This is a genomic window from Amycolatopsis sp. NPDC031561 (assembly GCF_055580625.1).
Window position 1 is genome coordinate 153,506 of the sequence record NZ_JBVILA010000009.1, and the last position, 17,169, is coordinate 170,674.

Sequence of the window (17,169 nt, forward strand, 5' to 3'; positions counted from 1 at the left end):
ACTACAACCCGATCGGGTTAACCACCAACAGCGAAGCCGACCTTGCGAACATCCGACGGCGCGATCTCGACGTAGGCGATCCGGTCGGTGGGCACGATGTACTTGCGGCCCTTTTCGTCGTCGAGGCGGAAGATCCCGTCGCCGGCCCTCAAGGCGTTCGCGACCAGTTCCTCGACCTCGTCGGGTGACTGGCTGCTGGACACCACGAGCTCTCGCGGCGTGTCCTTGATGCCGATCTTGACCTCCACGTGGGACCTCCGCTTGAAGTTCGAAATTACTTGTCCGACCAGGCTAGCCGACCCGGCGTCAGCCGAGCCCCAGTACCTGCATGCGCTTGGTGTGCCCCTGCTGCAACCGGCGGAACAGCGCGGCGATTCCCGAGAGGTCGCCCGACCCCTCGACGATCAGCTCGGCGAGCCCGTCCCGCTCGGCGACCACGTACTGGGCCTGCGTCAACGCCTCGCCCAGCAGGCGGCGGCCCCACAGCGCGAGCTTGTCGCGCGCCTTCGGGTCGGCCTCGATCCCGGCCGCGACTTCGCGCTCGGCGAACGCGGAATGCCCCGTGTCGGCGAGCACGGTGAGCACCAGATCCTTGGTCTCGGGGTCGAGCCAGCTGGCCATCTCGCGGTAGAGATCCGCCGCGAGGCCGTCGCCGACGTAGGCCTTCACCAGGGACTCGAGCCAGGAGCGCGGCGCCGTGGAGGCGTGCCACGCGTCGATGTGCCCCACGAACGGCCGCATCGCGTCCTCGATCGCGACGCCGTGCCCCGCGAGATGCTTGGTGAGCAGGTCGTAGTGCCCGATCTCGGCGGCGGCCATGGACGCCAGCGCGGCCCGGCCCGACAGCGTCGGCGCGGTGCGCGCGTCCTCCGCCATACGATCGAATGCGGACAATTCCCCATAGGCGAGTACGCCGAGCAAATCGACTACGCCTTCACTGATCTGCTTTGCCTCCGTCACGGCGATGAGGGTATCCCCGAACACACCCCTGACGTCGGGAAGAGACCGATCCCACCCTGGTCGGCGCGGCCAGGACCCCGGGCCGGAAAGAGACCCGTCACACCTCCTGACGCGATGGGGACTATCCGAAAAGCGCAGACCAGGTACACTGGCGGCCGGAAACGACGGATCTTCCGTCCGGACCGGAACGCTGCTGCGACTGAAGGACAGTCGGCGCGGCACCGGTCAGCACAAAGAATGATGTGCGTGCACGCCATCCTGCGGCATTCCCACGAAGGGCCGCTTCAGCGCCAGTAGCGCGGAGCCCGAGCGAATTTTCGTGGTCGAGTGTCGATCGGTGACCAGGGCAGTGCGCGCTGGTCACGAGAGAGGCGAGCACCCTGACCACGAACGAAATCACCACCGAAGAGAACACCACCACGAGCGTCCCCGAGGCCGTCGCGCTGGAGCACAGTGAGACAGGCCCGGCCGCGCTCGACGTGTCGCACCCGCTGCAGGCGGGCGCACCGGTGGAACCCGAATCCCCCACCTTCGCTTCCTTCGGCGTCAAGCCGGAGATCGTGAAGGCCCTCGTCGAGGCCGGGATCGAGCGCACCTTCGCCATCCAGGCGCTGACGCTGCCGCTGGCCATGGCCGGCGACGACCTGATCGGCCAGGCCCGCACGGGTATGGGCAAGACGCTGGGGTTCGGCGTCCCGCTGCTGCACCGGGTCGAGGTCCCCGGCGACGGCACCCCGCAGGTGCTGGTCGTCGTGCCGACCCGTGAGCTGTGCGTCCAGGTCGCGAACGACCTCAAGGGCGCGGGCAAGCACCTCGGCATCCGCACCCTGGCCATCTACGGCGGCCGTCCGTACGAGCCGCAGATCGCGGCGCTGCGCAGCGGCGTCGACGTCGTCATCGGTACCCCCGGCCGCCTGCTGGACCTGGCCGAGCAGAAGCACCTGGTGCTGGGCAAGGTCCGCGGTCTGGTGCTGGACGAGGCCGACGAGATGCTCGACCTGGGCTTCCTGCCCGACATCGAGCGCATCCTGCGGATGGTCCCGGACAAGCGCCAGACGATGCTGTTCTCGGCGACCATGCCGGGCCCGATCATCACGCTGGCCCGCACGTTCCTGACCCAGCCGACGCACATCCGCGCCGAGGAGAACGACGCCGGCGCGATCCACGAGCGCACCACCCAGTTCGTCTACCGGGCGCACTCGATGGACAAGCCCGAGCTGATCGCCCGCGCGCTGCAGGCCGAGGGCCGCGGCCTGACGATGATCTTCACCCGCACCAAGCGCACCGCGCAGAAGGTCGCCGACGAGCTCGTCGAGCGTGGCTTCGCGGCCGCCGCCGTGCACGGTGACCTGGGCCAGGGCGCCCGCGAGCAGGCGTTGCGCGCGTTCCGGGCGGGCAAGGTCGACGTGCTCGTCGCCACCGATGTCGCCGCCCGCGGTATCGACATCGACGACGTCACGCACGTGATCAACTACCAGACACCGGAGGACGAGAAGAACTACGTCCACCGCATCGGCCGTACCGGCCGCGCGGGCCGCACCGGTGTCGCGATCACCCTCGTCGACTGGGACGAACAGCCGCGCTGGAAGATGATCTCCGACACCCTCGGGCTCGACATGCCCGAGCCCGCCGAGACGTACTCGTCGTCCAAGCACCTGTTCAGCGACCTGGGTATCCCCGAGGGCACCACCGGGCGTCTCCCGCTGTCGAAGCGGACCCGCGCCGGACTTTCGGCCGAGGTCGAGGAAGACCTGGGCGGCAAGCGCCGGGGTCGTGGCCAGGGACCGGCGAAGGACAAGGACGAAGAGGCGCCCCGCAAGCGCAACCGCACGCCGCGCAAGCGGACCCGCGGTGGAGCCGACGCGGCCGCCAAGATCGAGGCGGCGGACGCCGCCGCCGCGCCTTCCGCGGAAGGCACCGAGGGCGAGACCTCGTCGGAGGGCCGCACCCGCTCGCGCCGCCGCAGCCGTGGCGCCGCGAAGCCGAGCCCGGAGGTCAGCGGTCCGGCCGTCGAGAAGGAAGCCGGCGACAGCGCCGAGCGTCCGGCTCGCCGACGCCGCCGTCGCCGTCCCTCGGCGACTTCTGATACACCTGCGTCGGCAGACTGAGTTTTCAGACCGCGGACGTGGGGAGCTAGGGGCACGTGAGCGAACGCTGGGACGCCGCGCCGGAGAACGATCCGGCGCGGCCCGTGCCCGTCGATCCCGAACAGACGTCCAACGGCACTGAGCCGGAGACCTCGGCCGTGATCGGCACCGAAGACGTGCTGGACGCCGAACCCGCCCAGCCGGTGGCCACCGAGCCGCCGCTGGCCGGGAAACGCGCCCGGCGCTCGCCGTGGAGCCGCACGCGGGATCGCTTGTTCGCCGCGGGGATCGTGGTGGTCGTCGCGGTCACCGGTGTCGTCATCGGCGTGACCAGCGACAACGCGGCGACGGTCGCGCAGGTCGCCGCCACCCTGCCGCCAGGGCTCCCGCCCGCGCCGGCGGAAGTACCCGGCTCGCTGACCGAACTGTGGCAGGCGCCGAGTTCGTCCACGCCCGTCCCGATCGGTGAGGCGAACAGCGTCGTCACCGCCGACAAGGGCGAAGTCCTCGGCCGGGACCCGTACACCGGCGACGTCCGGTGGCGGTATTCCCGCGATCTCGAACTGTGCACCGTCGCGCTCGCCGGGATCAAGGTGGACGCGGTGTACCGCAAGGACACCGGCTGCAGCGAGGTCACCCAGCTCGATGCGGGCACCGGCCGCCGCACCGCGCAGCGCAACGGCGACGCCGAACTCGGCACCCGGCTGGTCGTGGACGGCTCGCACGTCACCACGACCGGCAAGAAACTGCTCAACACCTGGCGCGACGACCTGGTCAAGAGCATGGAGTACGGCCAGGTCCCCGCCATCGTGAACGCGAACAAGCAGCCGAGGACGGGCTGCACCTACGGCACGGTGGCGGCCGCGGCGGGCAAGATCGGCGTGATCGAACGCTGCCCCGGCGACCCGGCCGACCGCTTCACCATCTACCGCGCGAGCAACGACGAAGCCGACGACCCGAAGGTCGACTACAGCACCGTGCTCGCCGGGAAGAACGCGAAACTGGTCGCGATGTCCGGCGACCTCGCGCTGATCGTGCTGCCGGAACAGAAACTGCTGGTCATCTACGGCGGCGACGGCGTGCAGAAGTCGGCGTACCCGCTCGACGTGCCCGCCGCGGACATCGCGCAGGATCCGGTGGGCGGCATCATGCCGACCGCGTGGACCGCGCAGGGCGTCTACTGGTTCACCGGCTCGAAGACCATGGCGTTCTCGCGGGACGACCTCACGCCGCGCTGGACGCTGAACAGCTCCGTCGGCCCCGGCATCACCTTCGGGGAACAGCTGGTCGTGCCGATCCAGGGCGGGCTCGCCGTCCTCGACGAGCTGACCGGCACCACGATCCGCACCGTCGGTGTCGACAGGCGCGGCTACAACGGGCCGGTGCTGCTCTCTTCGGTCGGTCCGGTGCTGCTGGAGCAGCGCGGTCCCACCCTGGCCGCCCTCAAGTGACCGCCAGGCGATAGCAAAGGACCCTTGCTATCGCCCGCCGTCATCAGGTGGTGGGCCGGGTGCGCAGCCGGCTGACTTCCTTCCAGCACCAGGTGCCGCCCTCACCGGCGAGCGTGCCGGTGGCGGTGCCCGGCCGCCCCGCGATGCTCACCGTGACCGCCACCGTGTACTTGGTCTCGGAGACCTTCGTGACCGCGCCGAGCGTGGCGTTCGACGCGTCGCCGACCCGTTCGATGATCTGGTCGATGTCCTTTTCCGCGTTCCCGCACTTGAGGGCCGTCAACGCGGCCTGATCGTGGGCGTTGATGCCGTCGACGATCGCCTGCGCGGTCCCTTCCGGGCCGGACGCCTTGTCGGCCTTGTCGTCGCCGAGGAAGAACCCGGGCGCGACGAACCCGGTGATCCCCAGCGTGACCAGCACGACGACACCGGCGGCGATGCCCACCAGCAGGCCGGTCTTGCTGGTGTTCGGCGGCGCGGGCGGCCCGCCGAAGCCCTGTCCGTACTGCTGGTTCTGGCCGTAGTGCGGCTGGCCCTGGCCCGGGTACTGCTGCTGGGGGTACGCGCCGCTCTGGTCGTAACCGCCCTGCTGGTACTGCTGCCCGGGGTACTGCTGCTGATCTGGGTACTGCTGCCCACCAGGGCCTTGCTGGGGCTGTCCTGGCTGGGGTGGGTAAGTCATCAACGGTGCCCTTCGTCCTCGCTGCGCGGCGGATGTTCCTCTACGACGCGCCCAGTGAGTTCCAAGTTTCGCCGTACCGAAGCCCTTTTCCAGGCGGATGGCAGTTTGCTGCCGTCCCGGCTAGTTCCACCAGAACAGGCTCAAAGCCGCTGTCACGCTCACCACGACCCCGAGACCCGCGAAGGCCGCGACGCGGCCAGTGCGCCCATCCGCGACCCGTTGCGCCAGCAGCGCGACCACCGCCGCGACCGGATGCCCGATCAGCATCAGCGGCCCCGGCCCCGGGGTACCGGTGAACAGGCAGATCCCGGCGATCGCGAGAACGCACACCGCGAGCACGACCATCCCGGCGGCGAGCGAACCGGTCAGCCCGCGCCAGAACCGGCCGCGTCCGGGCGTCGTGGGATCGTCCTTGCCCAGGGGCAGCGGTGCGGTCGCGAGCTCTTCGGTGTCCGGTGACGACACGTCCTCGCCTGTCCAATCCGTCGGGTCTGAAGAATCTAGGGCGCCAGCAGCTCCCACGGCTGAGACGCGGGACCGGCTTCTTGGCCCGCCGCGCAGCTGGGCCGGAAGTCGCACCATGAGCAACGGCGGCTGGGGCGAGCCGGGAACAACACGTCCTCGTCGCCGCCGGCCTTCAGGGTATCCGTTGCCAGCCGCAGGTCCCCGGCGGTCTCGTCGGCGCGCTGGAGATGTCGTTTGAGGCTCTGCTCGGTGTGTTCGGCGGCCGTGATGGTGCCGGTGGGCACGTGGTGCAGCTCGACCTGATAGCACGGCGTACGCAGCGTCCTGGCCGCGGCGACCGCGTACAGCGCCAAGGCCTGCGAAGACCGCGCCTCGTACTCGTCCGGCTCTCGGCGGCCGGTCTTGTAGTCGATGATCACCAGTTCCCGGCCACGCTGGTCGATGCGGTCGGCGCGGCCCTCGATGATGAGGCTGGGCCCGCTGCCCGGCTCGAGCGTGACGGGCGCCGAAACCCAGCGCTCCAGCCCGACCGGATCAACGCTGACGTCGTTGTGCTCGACGTACTCCGCGACCCATCCCTTGGCCCGGGCGCGATACCGGGCGGCCTGGTCGGAGTCTTCGAACCCGGCGTCCTTCCAGTGCTCGGCGACGAGCGCCATCGCCCGCTGCGGCACGCGCTTTATCACCGGCAGGTCGAACAACGCCCGCAAAGCGTTGTGCACCACCGCGCCGAGCGTGCTGTGCGCCCACGCCCCGGTGCGTGTCGGGGGCGGGCGGTCGATGTACGACATGCGGTAGCGGCGCGGGCAGTCTTCGAACGTCGCGAGGCGCGCGGGCGAGACCTTCGTCAGCTTGCGCGGCGCCTCGACGCCGAAGTCGAAACCAATCTGCTCCATCGGATCACCCCGCCCGCAACGCTACGCACCCCCACCGACACTTTTCGAGGGCATCCCCGCCGAAGAGAGCAAGGGACCTTTGCTATCGCCTGCCGGTCGGTGTCGGGGCCGGGAGCTGAAGGGGCCCATACCCGCATCCGACGCGGTGAAGGGAGCTTTCGCCGCATGACATGAGGGGAAAGGCCCCTTCAGCCCCGCCCCCCGCCCGGTCAGTTTCCGGCGATGAAGCCCTTCACCGAGTTCGCCACCAGCTCGACCGCGATGGCGGCCAGCAGCAGACCCGCGATCTTCGCCAGGAGCGTGATCCCGCTTTCCTTGATCAGCCGGATGACCACGCCCGAGTACCGCATGCACAGGTACAGCACGAAGTGCACCGTCACGATCGAAAGCGCGAGAGCCACGTACGCGCCGACGTGCCCATCGGCCTGCCGCACGAAGACGATGGTCGCGGCGATCGCGCCGGGACCGGCGAGCAGCGGCGTCCCGAGCGGCACGAGCGCGACATTGACGTCGTCGCCCGCCGCCTCGGCCTCGCCGCCGGTCTTCCCGGTCAGCAACTGCAACGCGATGAGCAGCAGCAACAGCCCGCCCGCGCCCTGCAGCGCCGGGATCCCGATGCCGAGGTACGACAGGATCGCCTGCCCCGCGACGGCGAACAGGGAGATCACCAGCAGCGAGACGAGCACCGCCTGCCGCGCGGCCTTGGCGCGGAACGCCACCGGCTTGCGGCCGGTCAGGCTCAGGAACACCGGCACCGTGCCGGGCGGGTCCATGATGACGATCAGCGTGATCGTCGCGCTCATGAACAGGCGCGCGTCGAAGAAGTCCGTGATCGTCACCGGGTCACGACCTGGTAGCCGGTCGACCGCGCGACGAGTTCTTCGAGCGCGAGCGGGTCGGTGGTCTCGTCGCCGAGATCGATGGTCTTGTTGGTGCCGTGGTAGTCGCTCGACCCGGTGCGCACGAGCCCCAGCTCCCCCGCGAGCCCGTGCAGCCGGACGCGGGTCTCCTCGTCGTGGTTCGGGTGGTCGACCTCGACGCCGGTGAGCCCGTGCGCGGCCAGCCCGGCGAGCACGTCGACGGTGATGGTCGCGCCGCGCGTGTAGGCGAAGGGATGCGCGATGACGGTGACCCCGCCCGCGTCCGTGATCATGTCGATCGCGTCCTCCACGAGCGTGTCCTGCCGCGCCACGAAGTACCCGCTGCCGTTGCCGAGGTAGCTCCCGAAGGCCTCGTTCACCGACGAGACGACGCCTGCGCGCACCAAGGCCTGCGCGAGATGCGGCCGTCCGGCCGAACCGTCTTCGGGCAGCAGCGACATGATCTCGTCGGGATCGACCGGCAGGCCGTCGGCGGCCATCCGCTCGGCCATCACGCGCAGCCGCCACCGCCGCTCCGACCTCAGCCGGGTCTGCTCGGCGACGAGCGCCGGCGACTCCGGATCGAAGAGGTAGGCCAGCAGGTGGACGCTGACGTGCCGCCCGGTCACCGGATCGACGGAGATCGTGGACAGCTCGGCGCCGGGCACCAAGGACAGCCCCGGCGGGAGTGCCTCGGCGGCCGGGGCCCAGCCGGCCGTGGTGTCGTGATCGGTGATCGCGACTACGTCGAGGCCCGCCTTCGCGGCGGCGGCGACCAGCCCGGCAGGGCTGTCGGTACCGTCGGAGGCGGTGGAGTGGGCGTGCAGGTCGATGCGCATCAGGGATGAGTATCGAGGATGCGCCAGGTCACAGCGACCCCGGGACCTGCGCTAACCGACCTTCTTCTTGCCGCGCGCCGCACGCTGCGCCTTGATCATCGAAAAGCGCTCGGCCTGCTTCTGCTTGTCGCCGAACACGAGCTCGGAGATCGTGTCGTAGAACTCTTCCGGCTTGGGCAGGTAGTCGATGCGGTTCAGCGCCTGGATCTGACCGGCCGACTCGACCACCATCGTCCCGTAGCCGAAGATCCGGCCGGTCGCCGAACGCTCGTACGTGAGGTCGGTGACCTTGGTGATCGGCATCATCAGCACCTTGGTCGTGAAGACGCCGGTGGTCATCACGAAGCGCTTGTCCGTGACGACCAGCCTCTCGACCCACCACTCCATCACCACGTACGCGAAGCGCAGGATGACGAGCAACGCGGCGTACCAGAGGATGTTCTGGATCACCCACGCGGCGGGCGGCAGCAGGTAGGACACCAGGACGCAGATGACCAGCAAGGCCACCGCCTCGAAGGTGTCCCACAGCAGCACCGCCCAGTGACGGCGAATCCTGATGACCCGTCGCTCGGTGTCGAGGAGATACTCGTCTGGATCGCGTGGGGCGAACATACCGATAGAGTATCCGCCGTCCGCTAGCTGAAGACGTTGCTGACGAAAGTGATCACCGATTCAGCCGAGTCACGCAGGAACCCGATGATGTTTCCCACGAGGCCCGCGGCCTGACCTGGCTGCGCGATCACGAAGAACAGCACCAACGCGATTCCTGCGAAAGTGAGTAGCTTTTTCGCGTTCACAGCGATCAATCCTGTCTCTTACGGTGACTGACTGCGGATACTGGCTATTCATTTTGTACCGCACCTTCCACCGGCGCGGGAGGGAAGTCCCGCGCTTGGGTCAGCCGGCGAGGGGAAGTGTACCGTACGGCTACTCTCCGTGTACAGGACAGCCATTGTCAGGAAGCCCGTGTCTACCATTCGGGAATGAACACCGTTTCGAACAGCACCGTCCGCTGTGTCGGCGGCATCGTCCACGACGAACTCGGGCGGATTCTGCTAATCCGGCGTGCGAATGAACCCGGACGTGGACTGTGGTCGGTACCCGGCGGACGCGTTGAACCCGGCGAAACGGACGAAGCGGCCGTCATACGCGAGATGCGCGAAGAGACCGGACTGGACGTGATGCCGGGCACATACGTCGGCAACGCGCGCCGCGGCCCGTTCGACATCCACGACTACGCCTGCTCGATCACCGGCGGCACTCTCCGTGCCGGGGACGACGCCGACGACGCCCGGTGGATCGACGCCGAAACCTTGATCGAACTCGACAAAGGCGGCCGATTGGCCGAACTCCTGTTCGTCACTCTCCGCGACTGGGGTGTCCTGCCCACCGCGAATGACTCACCCGCGTGACAAGCGCAGTGACCGATTCGGCGAATGACACGTGAATAAAGCAGCCGCATGAGGTGAAAAATGTCCTTGTCGATGCTTTACCGACACGCGGATGGGCCGAATGGCTAAACCGGGAGCCAGGTCATCCGTTGTCCGTGCGGGGCCGTCCTGGCCAGCGCCCGGACCTCCGGAACACCGCCGTCCCAGCGGACGAGCCCGAGGACGGCCAGGCCCGCGGGTTCCGCCAGATCGGCCCGGCCGGGCACCAAGGGCTCCAGCGTGGCGGCGTAGAACCCCTCGCTGACCCACCACAGCGGCCGATCCCCGGCGAGGTTCTTGAGCGCCTCCAGGAAGTCCGCCCGCCGCTCCCTCAGGTACGCCAGCACGTGGCTGGTCAGCACGACGAGCGGGACGTCGGCGGGCAACGTGGCGGCCGCCGACGCGAGGTCGTCGACGGCGTCACCGGTGATCAGGTCCGGCCGCTGCTTGCCCTGCGCGGCCGCGGCCGTGCGCAGGAGCCGGATCCGGTCCGGCTGGTCGGCCCAGACGCACGCTTCGAGCCAGGCCAGTTCGTCCTCGTCGGTCAGGTCCACCGGGGCACGGTCCAGGCCGGCGCGGGCGGTGACAGTCAGCTTCTTCGGCACCTTCGGCGTGACGGCGCCGGGTGCGAGGTCCAGCGCGCAGTGCAGGCCGACGGCGGCCTTCGCGGGCCCGGCGGTGAGCTGTTCGCCACCGGCGCACTGGTAGCGGTAGGCGTACTTGTCCAGGCCGAGGAGCAGGCCCGCGCTGCAGCCGACCTCGAGCAGTGCGATCTTGCCGCCCGCCTCCTTCGCCGCCGCCGTCACGGCGGGGTAGAGCAGCGCGGCCCGGCGGACCTCGTTGGTCTGGGTGTACCGCGACGAGATGATCGCCCGCGCCTTGTCCGCCCGTTCCAGCAGGAACGAGCGGAACAGCGGCCACGTCTCCGAGTCCACGCCGTCGAAACCGCCGACGGACGGGTAGTACCGCGAGAGCGGGTGGATCGGGTCGGCCTGGATGAGCCGGTGCGCGGTCGCCAGGAGCAGCGTGCCGCGCGCTTCACCGCCGCGGGCGTCGGTCAGCAGCCCGGCGACGTCGTCGTCCTCGGACGCCTTCGACGCCAGGTGCTCGTACAGCGGCGAAACACCGGCCGCCTCGACCGTCGCGAACTTCCGCAAGCGGCTCTTGATCTCATCCAGCCCGATGGGCATCGACGCGCTCCCTCTCCGGTTCCTGACAGCCGTTATTCGTGCGGCACGGGACGGCCGGGCTGCTCGCCGCCCCTGGCGTCACCGTAGGACCGCTTCGGCACCATCACCTTGCGCCGGAACACACACACGATCGTGCCGTCCTGCTTGTAACCGCGGGTCTCGACGTAGACGACACCGCGATCGTCCTTCGACTTCGACGGCGTCTTGTCCAGGACCTCGGTCTCGCCGTAGATGGTGTCACCGTGGAAGGTCGGCTTCACGTGTTTCAGCGACTCGACCTCGAGGTTCGCGATCGCCTTGCCGGACACGTCCGGCACCGACATCCCCAGCAACAGCGAGTAGACGTAGTTGCCGACCACGACGTTCTTGCCGAAGTCGGTGGTCTCCCCGGCGTAGTGCGCGTCGAGGTGCAGCGGATGGTGATTCATGGTGATGAGACAGAACAGGTGGTCGTCGTACTCGGTGACCGTTTTGCCCGGCCAGTGCTTGTAGACCGCACCGACCTCGAACTCTTCGTAATAGCGACCGAACTGCACCCATTCCTCCTGCACGAGTAACGCGGCGTGAGCCTGGGACGACAGGCATTCGTGTTGAGGAGTACCCTCGACCATTGGTGTCGGGTCGTCAACGCGACCCACACCACTGCGTAACCGTCCGCCGAGCCGAAGGAGGTGAGGAACCCGATGTCCAGTGGCGATAGTCCGCTTCCTAGTAGTCGCAGCGTTTCCGCCTTCACATCTCGCCGGATCCCCACCTGGCAGGGCTGACGAAACCGGGAACGCTGGCCTCGCCGAGCGGCCCCCCGACCGCTTGGCCCGTCGTCTTCGCGCATCAACGCACGACGTCTGCCCAGGAGATCCCATGCCTGCCATTCCCTCGCTCGGCGGCCTTCGCGGCCGGAGCAACGGCCGAGCCAAAGGCGCCCCCGAGCGCCCGCTGCCCGTCCCCCTTTCGGCGTACGTCGTCGACTGCGCGGTGTACGTGGAGGGCAAACGCCTGCCCGGCCGCTGGTCGCACTCCGAGGCCATCAAAGAGGTCCGCAAACGGCACGCCGGATTCGTCTGGATCGGCCTGCACGAGCCCGACGCGGTCCAGATCCAGGGCATCGCGGAGACCTTCGGCCTGCACGAGCTGGCCGTCGAGGACGCGCTCGAGGCGCACCAGCGGCCCAAGCTCGAGCGCTACGACGACACGCTGTTCATGGTGTTGAAGACGGTCCGCTACGTCGAGCACGAGTCGCCCGCGACGGCGAACGAGATCGTCGAGACCGGCGAGCTGATGGCGTTCCTCGGCCGCGATTTCGTGATCACCGTGCGGCACGGGAACCACTCGGGCCTGGCCAGGCTGCGCCGCGAACTCGACCAGGACCCGGAGCGGCTCGACCTCGGGCCGTCCGCGGTGCTGCACGCGATCGCGGACCACGTCGTCGACCACTACCTCGACGTCACCACCGCGATCGAGTCGGACATCGACGAAATGGAGACGCACGTCTTCGCGCCGCGCTCCAAGGTGAGCGCCGAGCAGATCTACTTCATGAAGCGCGAGGTGCTGGAACTGCGCCGCGCGGTCATGCCGCTCGGGACCCCGTTGCAGCGCCTCGCCGAGGGCTACACGCGGCTGATCCCGGACGAGGTCCGCTCCTACTTCCGCGACGTCTCCGACCACCTCACCACGGTCGCGGAGCGGGTCGCGAACTTCGACGAGCTGCTGACCACCCTTGTCGACGCGACACTGGCGAAGATCACGCTCCAGCAGAACACCGACATGCGCAAGATCACCGCGTGGGCGGCGATCATCGCGGTCCCGACGGCGCTGGCCGGTATCTACGGGATGAACTTCGACTACATGCCGGAGCTGCACTGGCGCTTCGGCTACCCGCTGGCGATGACGGTCATCTTCGGCGTCTGCATCCTGCTCTACCGAATATTCCGGAAGAACCGCTGGCTCTGACCGCTCTTCCCCTTTCGGTAGTTCTGGAGTTCCCTCATGCCAAGGATCCTGACCAACCTCAAGTTCTGGGCCCTCGCCTTCTGCGTCGTCTGGCTGGGCATCGTGATCGCGATCATCGCCAAGGACCCCGCGTTCGCGCACGGCCCCAAGTAGCGCCTCCGGCATTACGCTGGAGCGCATGAAGGCGCTGGTCGTCGCGGACGAGGTCGAGGAACGCCTGTGGACGTCCGCCGTCCACAAGCACCCGGCCGACCTCGTCATCGGTGCCGGCGACCTGCCGTACGACTACCTCGAGTTCCTGGCGAGCGCGCTCGACGTGCCGTGCGTCTTCGTCCCGGGCAACCACGATCCCGACCTGTCCGGCTACACCCGCTACGGCGGGCTGTCCATGAAGGACGGCTTTCCCGCGGTGTGGCCGGGCCCGGCGGGCGGGGTGAACGCGGACGGCCGGATCGTCGACGTCGGCGGGCTCCGGTTCGCCGGGCTCGGCGGCTCGGTCCGCTACAACGACGGCCCGAACCAGTGGACGCAACGCCAGCAGGCGCGGCGGGCCCGGCGGCTGGTGCGCCGGGCGCGGTTCCGCCGCTGGCGGGACGGGCGGGACGTCGACGTCCTGCTCACCCACGCGCCGCCGCGGCACTGCGGCGACCGCGAGGACCCGCCGCACCGCGGTTTCGACTGTCTCCATCGCACGATCGAGTTACTGCGGCCGAAATGGTTGCTGCACGGGCACATCCACCCGCACGGTGAACCCGTGCCGGACCGGGTGGTCGGCGGGACCACGGTACGGAACGTGGTCGGGCACCGGATCATGGAGTTCCTATGAAGGACACCGGATTTCCCAGGGCTGACGCGGAACACGACTTCCTCCGCGCGCGACGGCGTCAGGTGCTGTCGCGGCTGGCGAACTGGCTGCGCGGCGAGCCCGACGACGTCAACATCATGCTGCCGTTCCACGAGGTCGTCGACGCCCTCGGCTACCTCGGCGAGCGGAGGATCGGGGCGCGGGTGATCCGGCTCGACTCGATCGTCGGCAGCGTCGACCGCGGCCGCGACTTCGACCGCCGCTTCCGCCCGACGTCCGGCCGCGTCCGCGAACGCTGGGAACGGCTGGCGCTCGCGACCAGGCGCGGCGAGTCGATTCCGCCGATCGAGGTGTACCGCGTCGGCGAGCTGCATTTCATCATCGACGGGCACCACCGCGTTTCGGTGGCGCACGCGATGGCACTGTCCACAATAGAGGCGATGGTCACCGAGGTGCGGACCAAACTGGACCCGAGCGGGATCCGGTACCGCGGCGACCTGATCGTGAAGGACTACCGGCGGCTGTTCCTGGAGCGCGTCCCGCTTTCCGGGCAGTCGCGGGCTTCGGTGGTGTTCACGGACCCGTGGGACTACGCGCGGCTCGGTGAGCACGTGGAGGCGTGGGGTTTCCGGCTGATGCAGGACGAAGGCCGCTACTCGGACCGCGCGACGCTGGCGCAGCGGTGGTTCGACGAAGAATTCGTTCCGGTGGTGGCGATGCTGCGGCAAGCGGATCTGATCGGCTCGCGCACGGACGCCGAGGCTTACCTGTGGGTGGCTTGCGAACGGTACCGGCTGATCCGGACGCACCGGTGGGACGACGAGGTCTTCGAAGCGGTGCGGTCGCAGTCCCGCTGACGCGCTCCGCGCGTGTCAGGAAAGGGGCTTTCAGGACACTTTTCGTCTTGAAAGCCCCTTTCCTGACATCCGGAGAGACAGGCGTGGGCCGGAGTGGCGTGATTGGCAAGTAGTTTCACAGTGATGCCGCGTGAAGGCCCCCTTCCCTCGGCTGAGCCGAGGGAAGGGGGCCTTCACGCCACTGCAGCCAGGCGAAGGTGGCGGCAAGGCTTCGGTACAGGGGGTCGTGAGTGGCAATTCGTGTTCTAACCCGAAACGCCACTCATCCCCCACACGCACGGCGACCTACATGTGCACGGTCACCGGAGCGTCCGAGGCGGTCGCCTTCGCCGGAGCGCCGGACCTCAGCAGCAGCCCGCAGATCACCGCACCGATCACGAAGATCCACCCGCCCCAAACGAAAGCGGTCGTGTAACTGTGCACGGCCGTTTCGGCCGCGAGTTGCGGCGTAGGCGTCTTGCCTGCCGCGAAGGACGTCGCCGCGTTACCGGCCAGCGTGCTCAGCAGCGCGGTCCCGATCGAACCGCCGACCTGCTGCGCGGTGTTGACCGCCGCGGACGCGACACCGGCATCGTGCGTGTCGACCCCGAAGGTCGCGACGCTCATCGCGGGCGCCATGGCGAGGCCGATGCCGACGCCCATGATCATCAGCGGGAAGAGCACGCCGCTGGCGTAGGTGCTGGTGGTGTCGATCGCCGAGAGCCAGAACAGACCCGCCCCGGCGGTCAGCATTCCCAGTGACACCAACGGTTTCGCGCCGAACTTCGGCAGCAGCACGGCCGTCGCCGAAGTCGCGCTGGCCATCAGGGTGGCCACCATCGGCAGGAACGCGACCCCGCTCTGCACCGGCGTGAACCCGAGGTTCAGCTGGATGTAGAAGGTGAGGAACAGGAAGATCGAGAACATCCCGATGGCGAGCAGGAACATCGCGAGGTACGAGCCGCCGCGGTCGCGGTCGAGCAGCACGCGCAGCGGCAGGAGCGGGTGTTCGGCCCGCTGCTGGATCACCACGAACGCGGCCAGCAGCACGACACCGGCGGCGAGGAAACCCCAGACCGAGATCGAGGACCACGAGTCGCGCTCGGCGTTCGCGAAGCCGTAGACCAGTGCGAAGAGCCCGGCCGACGCGGTGATGGTGCCCGGGATGTCGAGCTTCGGGCGTGGGCCTTCGGTCTCGGAGTTCTTCAGCAGCACGAACGATCCGGCGAACGCGACCACCGCGAAGACGATGTTGACGTACATCGACCAGCGCCAGTCGAGGTACTCGGTCAGCACGCCGCCGAGCAGCAGGCCGATCGCCGCGCCGCCACCGCCGATCGCGCCGAAGACACCGAACGCCTTACCGCGTTCCTTCGGGTCGGTGAAGGTCGTGGTCAGCAGCGAAAGGGCCGCCGGAGCGAGAAGGGCGCCGAAGACACCCTGTGCGGCGCGGGCGACGAGCAGCATTTCAATGCTGCCGGCGGCACCGCCGATCGCCGAAACGATGGCGAAACCGGCGAGCCCGACCAGGAACGCGCGTTTGCGGCCGAAGAGGTCGGCGAGCCGACCGCCCAGCAGGAGCAGGCTGCCGAACGCGAGCGCGTAGGCGGTGACGACCCACTGGCGGGCGTCGTTCGAGAAGTTGAGGTCCTGCTGCGCCGACGGGAGCGCGATGTTCACGACGGTGGCGTCGAGCACCACCATCAGCTGGGCAAGACCGATCATCACCAGGATGAGCCATCTCCTGGCGTGGTGCGGGTTGGTGTGCTGCGCGGCGCCGGCCCCCGGCGGCGTGACGACAGCGGTGGATGACTGAGGCATACGGGCGGTTTCCTCACCGATAGTGACGGAGAAGCTATGTGGAGTAGGTATCTCCCCTTTCGTCGCCAAGGTACCCGAAAAGCGGAGAAGCGTCCTCTACTTCGTTTGTTAAGCTGGACCGATGGCACGGGACCTCGCTCCCGCCGCACCGGCGCGGCCGCTGCGGCGCGACGCTGAACTCAATCGGCAACGCATCATCGCGGCGGCACGCGATGTCTTCGGCGAACGCGGGCTCGAAGCGACGCTCGACGACGTCGCGCATCACGCGGGAGTCGGCGTCGGCACCGTCTATCGCCGCTTCCCAAGCAAGGAACACCTGGTCGAGGCCATGTTCGTCGACCAGTTCGAGACGATCCGCCAGTTCGCCGAAGAGGCGCTTCGGGCCGAAGATCCCTGGAAGGGCTTCACCGACTTCACCTGGCGCGCGGCCGAACTGCACGCCGGTGACCGCGGGTTACGTGAAGTCATGCTGTCGAACGTCTTCGGCCAGGAGCGCGTCGCCGAGGCGAAAGCACGCATGGTGCCGTTGATCACACAGCTCGTCGAGCGGGCTCAGACGGCGGGTGTCCTCCGCGCCGACATCGTGCCGACGGACATGCCGCTGCTGCACCAGATGATCGGTTCGGTCATCGAGTTCACGCACGGTATCCAGCCGGACCTGTGGCGCCGCTGCCTCGCGCTGCTCCTGGACGGCCTGCGCGCCGAACCCGGCCGCGCCACCCCGCTGCCGCATCCGCCGCTGGACTTCGAGGCGCTGGACGAAGTGATGTGCTCCTTCAGGCTGCCGAAGCTGCGTTGACCCGCGTTTCGTCCTCTAGTTGCGGTAGTTGCACGTGCAAGGACCGCAACTAGAGGACGAAAAACGGTCCAGGGAGGCTCCGGAACACCACCCCCACC

19 protein-coding genes are annotated in these 17,169 nt (G+C 68.6%); 7 read left to right on the forward strand and 12 right to left on the reverse strand.

Going from position 1 to position 17,169, the window contains the following annotated elements:
• Window positions 1-17: 17 nt before the first annotated feature.
• Window positions 18-248 carry a DUF3107 domain-containing protein gene (locus tag ACZ5IK_RS20450; protein ID WP_005167610.1) on the reverse strand — a complete coding sequence of 77 codons (231 nt, stop codon included), beginning with the start codon at window positions 246-248 and terminating at the stop codon, window positions 18-20.
• Window positions 249-306: 58 nt separating this feature from the next.
• Window positions 307-960 carry a ferritin-like fold-containing protein gene (locus ACZ5IK_RS20455; protein ID WP_034313407.1) on the reverse strand — a complete coding sequence of 218 codons (654 nt, stop codon included), beginning with the start codon at window positions 958-960 and terminating at the stop codon, window positions 307-309.
• A gap of 509 nt (window positions 961-1,469) precedes the next feature.
• Here ACZ5IK_RS20455 and ACZ5IK_RS20460 point away from each other — a divergent pair.
• Window positions 1,470-3,068 (forward strand): DEAD/DEAH box helicase, encoded by a 1,599-nt coding sequence (locus tag ACZ5IK_RS20460; RefSeq protein ID WP_465489085.1) that lies wholly within the window; start codon window positions 1,470-1,472, stop codon window positions 3,066-3,068.
• A gap of 35 nt (window positions 3,069-3,103) precedes the next feature.
• Entirely contained in the window at window positions 3,104-4,498 is a 1,395-nt protein-coding gene (locus ACZ5IK_RS20465) for an Rv3212 family protein (protein WP_465489086.1), read from the forward strand.
• 43 nt (window positions 4,499-4,541) lie between these two features.
• On the opposite strand, the gene ACZ5IK_RS20470 is transcribed toward ACZ5IK_RS20465, so the two are convergent.
• The 7 genes from ACZ5IK_RS20470 to ACZ5IK_RS20500 form a co-directional block, all read right to left on the reverse strand.
• Window positions 4,542-5,180, reverse strand: coding sequence for a hypothetical protein (locus tag ACZ5IK_RS20470; RefSeq protein WP_465489087.1), 639 nt, complete (start codon window positions 5,178-5,180; stop codon window positions 4,542-4,544).
• A gap of 120 nt (window positions 5,181-5,300) precedes the next feature.
• Window positions 5,301-5,645: a hypothetical protein gene (locus ACZ5IK_RS20475; protein ID WP_465489088.1), complete on the reverse strand. Its 345-nt coding sequence runs from the start codon at window positions 5,643-5,645 to the stop codon at window positions 5,301-5,303.
• Window positions 5,646-5,680: 35 nt separating this feature from the next.
• Window positions 5,681-6,541, reverse strand: coding sequence for a RecB family exonuclease (locus tag ACZ5IK_RS20480; protein WP_465489089.1), 861 nt, complete (start codon window positions 6,539-6,541; stop codon window positions 5,681-5,683).
• A gap of 209 nt (window positions 6,542-6,750) precedes the next feature.
• Entirely contained in the window at window positions 6,751-7,380 is a 630-nt protein-coding gene (locus ACZ5IK_RS20485) for a MarC family protein (protein ID WP_101612508.1), read from the reverse strand.
• Window positions 7,377-8,240 carry a PHP domain-containing protein gene (locus ACZ5IK_RS20490; RefSeq protein ID WP_465489090.1) on the reverse strand — a complete coding sequence of 288 codons (864 nt, stop codon included), beginning with the start codon at window positions 8,238-8,240 and terminating at the stop codon, window positions 7,377-7,379. Before ACZ5IK_RS20490 ends, ACZ5IK_RS20485 begins: the two co-directional genes overlap by 4 nt.
• Window positions 8,241-8,291: 51 nt before the next feature.
• The gene (locus ACZ5IK_RS20495) at window positions 8,292-8,852 is read right to left on the reverse strand and encodes a PH domain-containing protein (RefSeq protein WP_465489091.1); all 561 of its coding nucleotides are present in this window, start codon (window positions 8,850-8,852) and stop codon (window positions 8,292-8,294) included.
• A gap of 23 nt (window positions 8,853-8,875) precedes the next feature.
• Window positions 8,876-9,046 (reverse strand): hypothetical protein, encoded by a 171-nt coding sequence (locus tag ACZ5IK_RS20500; RefSeq protein ID WP_085939772.1) that lies wholly within the window; start codon window positions 9,044-9,046, stop codon window positions 8,876-8,878.
• Window positions 9,047-9,223: 177 nt separating this feature from the next.
• On the opposite strand from ACZ5IK_RS20500, the gene ACZ5IK_RS20505 reads away from it, so the two are divergent.
• A complete protein-coding gene (locus ACZ5IK_RS20505; RefSeq protein ID WP_465489092.1) occupies window positions 9,224-9,652 on the forward strand; it encodes an NUDIX hydrolase in 429 nt (142 codons plus the stop codon).
• A gap of 104 nt (window positions 9,653-9,756) precedes the next feature.
• Here ACZ5IK_RS20505 and ACZ5IK_RS20510 read toward each other — a convergent pair whose 3' ends face one another.
• Together ACZ5IK_RS20510 and ACZ5IK_RS20515 are read right to left on the reverse strand one after the other, a co-directional pair.
• On the reverse strand, window positions 9,757-10,860 hold the full coding sequence (locus ACZ5IK_RS20510; protein ID WP_465489093.1) for a DUF2332 domain-containing protein: 1,104 nt from the start codon (window positions 10,858-10,860) through the stop codon (window positions 9,757-9,759).
• 32 nt (window positions 10,861-10,892) lie between these two features.
• On the reverse strand, window positions 10,893-11,471 hold the full coding sequence (locus ACZ5IK_RS20515; RefSeq protein ID WP_465489094.1) for a MaoC family dehydratase: 579 nt from the start codon (window positions 11,469-11,471) through the stop codon (window positions 10,893-10,895).
• Between the two features lie 250 nt (window positions 11,472-11,721).
• On the opposite strand from ACZ5IK_RS20515, the gene corA reads away from it, so the two are divergent.
• The 3 genes from corA to ACZ5IK_RS20530 all read left to right on the forward strand — a co-directional run bounded on the left by corA (window position 11,722) and on the right by ACZ5IK_RS20530 (window position 14,472).
• A complete protein-coding gene (gene corA / locus ACZ5IK_RS20520; protein WP_101612504.1) occupies window positions 11,722-12,810 on the forward strand; it encodes a magnesium/cobalt transporter CorA in 1,089 nt (362 codons plus the stop codon).
• A 178-nt stretch (window positions 12,811-12,988) separates the two neighbouring features.
• Window positions 12,989-13,636 carry a metallophosphoesterase family protein gene (locus tag ACZ5IK_RS20525; RefSeq protein ID WP_465489095.1) on the forward strand — a complete coding sequence of 216 codons (648 nt, stop codon included), beginning with the start codon at window positions 12,989-12,991 and terminating at the stop codon, window positions 13,634-13,636.
• The gene (locus ACZ5IK_RS20530) at window positions 13,633-14,472 is read left to right on the forward strand and encodes a chromosome partitioning protein ParB (protein ID WP_465489096.1); all 840 of its coding nucleotides are present in this window, start codon (window positions 13,633-13,635) and stop codon (window positions 14,470-14,472) included. The genes ACZ5IK_RS20525 and ACZ5IK_RS20530 overlap by 4 nt, the downstream gene beginning before the upstream one ends.
• A 285-nt stretch (window positions 14,473-14,757) precedes the next feature.
• Here ACZ5IK_RS20530 and ACZ5IK_RS20535 read toward each other — a convergent pair whose 3' ends face one another.
• Window positions 14,758-16,272, reverse strand: a complete 1,515-nt coding sequence (locus tag ACZ5IK_RS20535) for an MFS transporter (RefSeq protein WP_465489097.1) — start codon at window positions 16,270-16,272, stop codon at window positions 14,758-14,760.
• 121 nt (window positions 16,273-16,393) lie between these two features.
• On the opposite strand from ACZ5IK_RS20535, the gene ACZ5IK_RS20540 reads away from it, so the two are divergent.
• Window positions 16,394-17,071 (forward strand): TetR/AcrR family transcriptional regulator, encoded by a 678-nt coding sequence (locus tag ACZ5IK_RS20540; protein ID WP_465489098.1) that lies wholly within the window; start codon window positions 16,394-16,396, stop codon window positions 17,069-17,071.
• The last annotated feature ends 98 nt before the right edge of the window (window positions 17,072-17,169 follow it).

Coding starts and splice junctions, on each gene's coding strand:
- ACZ5IK_RS20525 (WP_465489095.1), top strand. CDS start 12,989: ATGAAGGCGCTGGTCGTCGCGGACGAGGTCGAGGAACGCCTGTGGACG.
- ACZ5IK_RS20480 (WP_465489089.1), bottom strand. CDS start 6,541: ATGGAGCAGATTGGTTTCGACTTCGGCGTCGAGGCGCCGCGCAAGCTG.
- ACZ5IK_RS20470 (WP_465489087.1), bottom strand. CDS start 5,180: ATGACTTACCCACCCCAGCCAGGACAGCCCCAGCAAGGCCCTGGTGGG.
- ACZ5IK_RS20505 (WP_465489092.1), top strand. CDS start 9,224: ATGAACACCGTTTCGAACAGCACCGTCCGCTGTGTCGGCGGCATCGTC.
- ACZ5IK_RS20540 (WP_465489098.1), top strand. CDS start 16,394: ATGGCACGGGACCTCGCTCCCGCCGCACCGGCGCGGCCGCTGCGGCGC.
- corA (WP_101612504.1), top strand. CDS start 11,722: ATGCCTGCCATTCCCTCGCTCGGCGGCCTTCGCGGCCGGAGCAACGGC.
- ACZ5IK_RS20535 (WP_465489097.1), bottom strand. CDS start 16,272: ATGCCTCAGTCATCCACCGCTGTCGTCACGCCGCCGGGGGCCGGCGCC.
- ACZ5IK_RS20490 (WP_465489090.1), bottom strand. CDS start 8,240: ATGCGCATCGACCTGCACGCCCACTCCACCGCCTCCGACGGTACCGAC.
- ACZ5IK_RS20515 (WP_465489094.1), bottom strand. CDS start 11,471: ATGGTCGAGGGTACTCCTCAACACGAATGCCTGTCGTCCCAGGCTCAC.
- ACZ5IK_RS20495 (WP_465489091.1), bottom strand. CDS start 8,852: ATGTTCGCCCCACGCGATCCAGACGAGTATCTCCTCGACACCGAGCGA.
- ACZ5IK_RS20510 (WP_465489093.1), bottom strand. CDS start 10,860: ATGCCCATCGGGCTGGATGAGATCAAGAGCCGCTTGCGGAAGTTCGCG.
- ACZ5IK_RS20530 (WP_465489096.1), top strand. CDS start 13,633: ATGAAGGACACCGGATTTCCCAGGGCTGACGCGGAACACGACTTCCTC.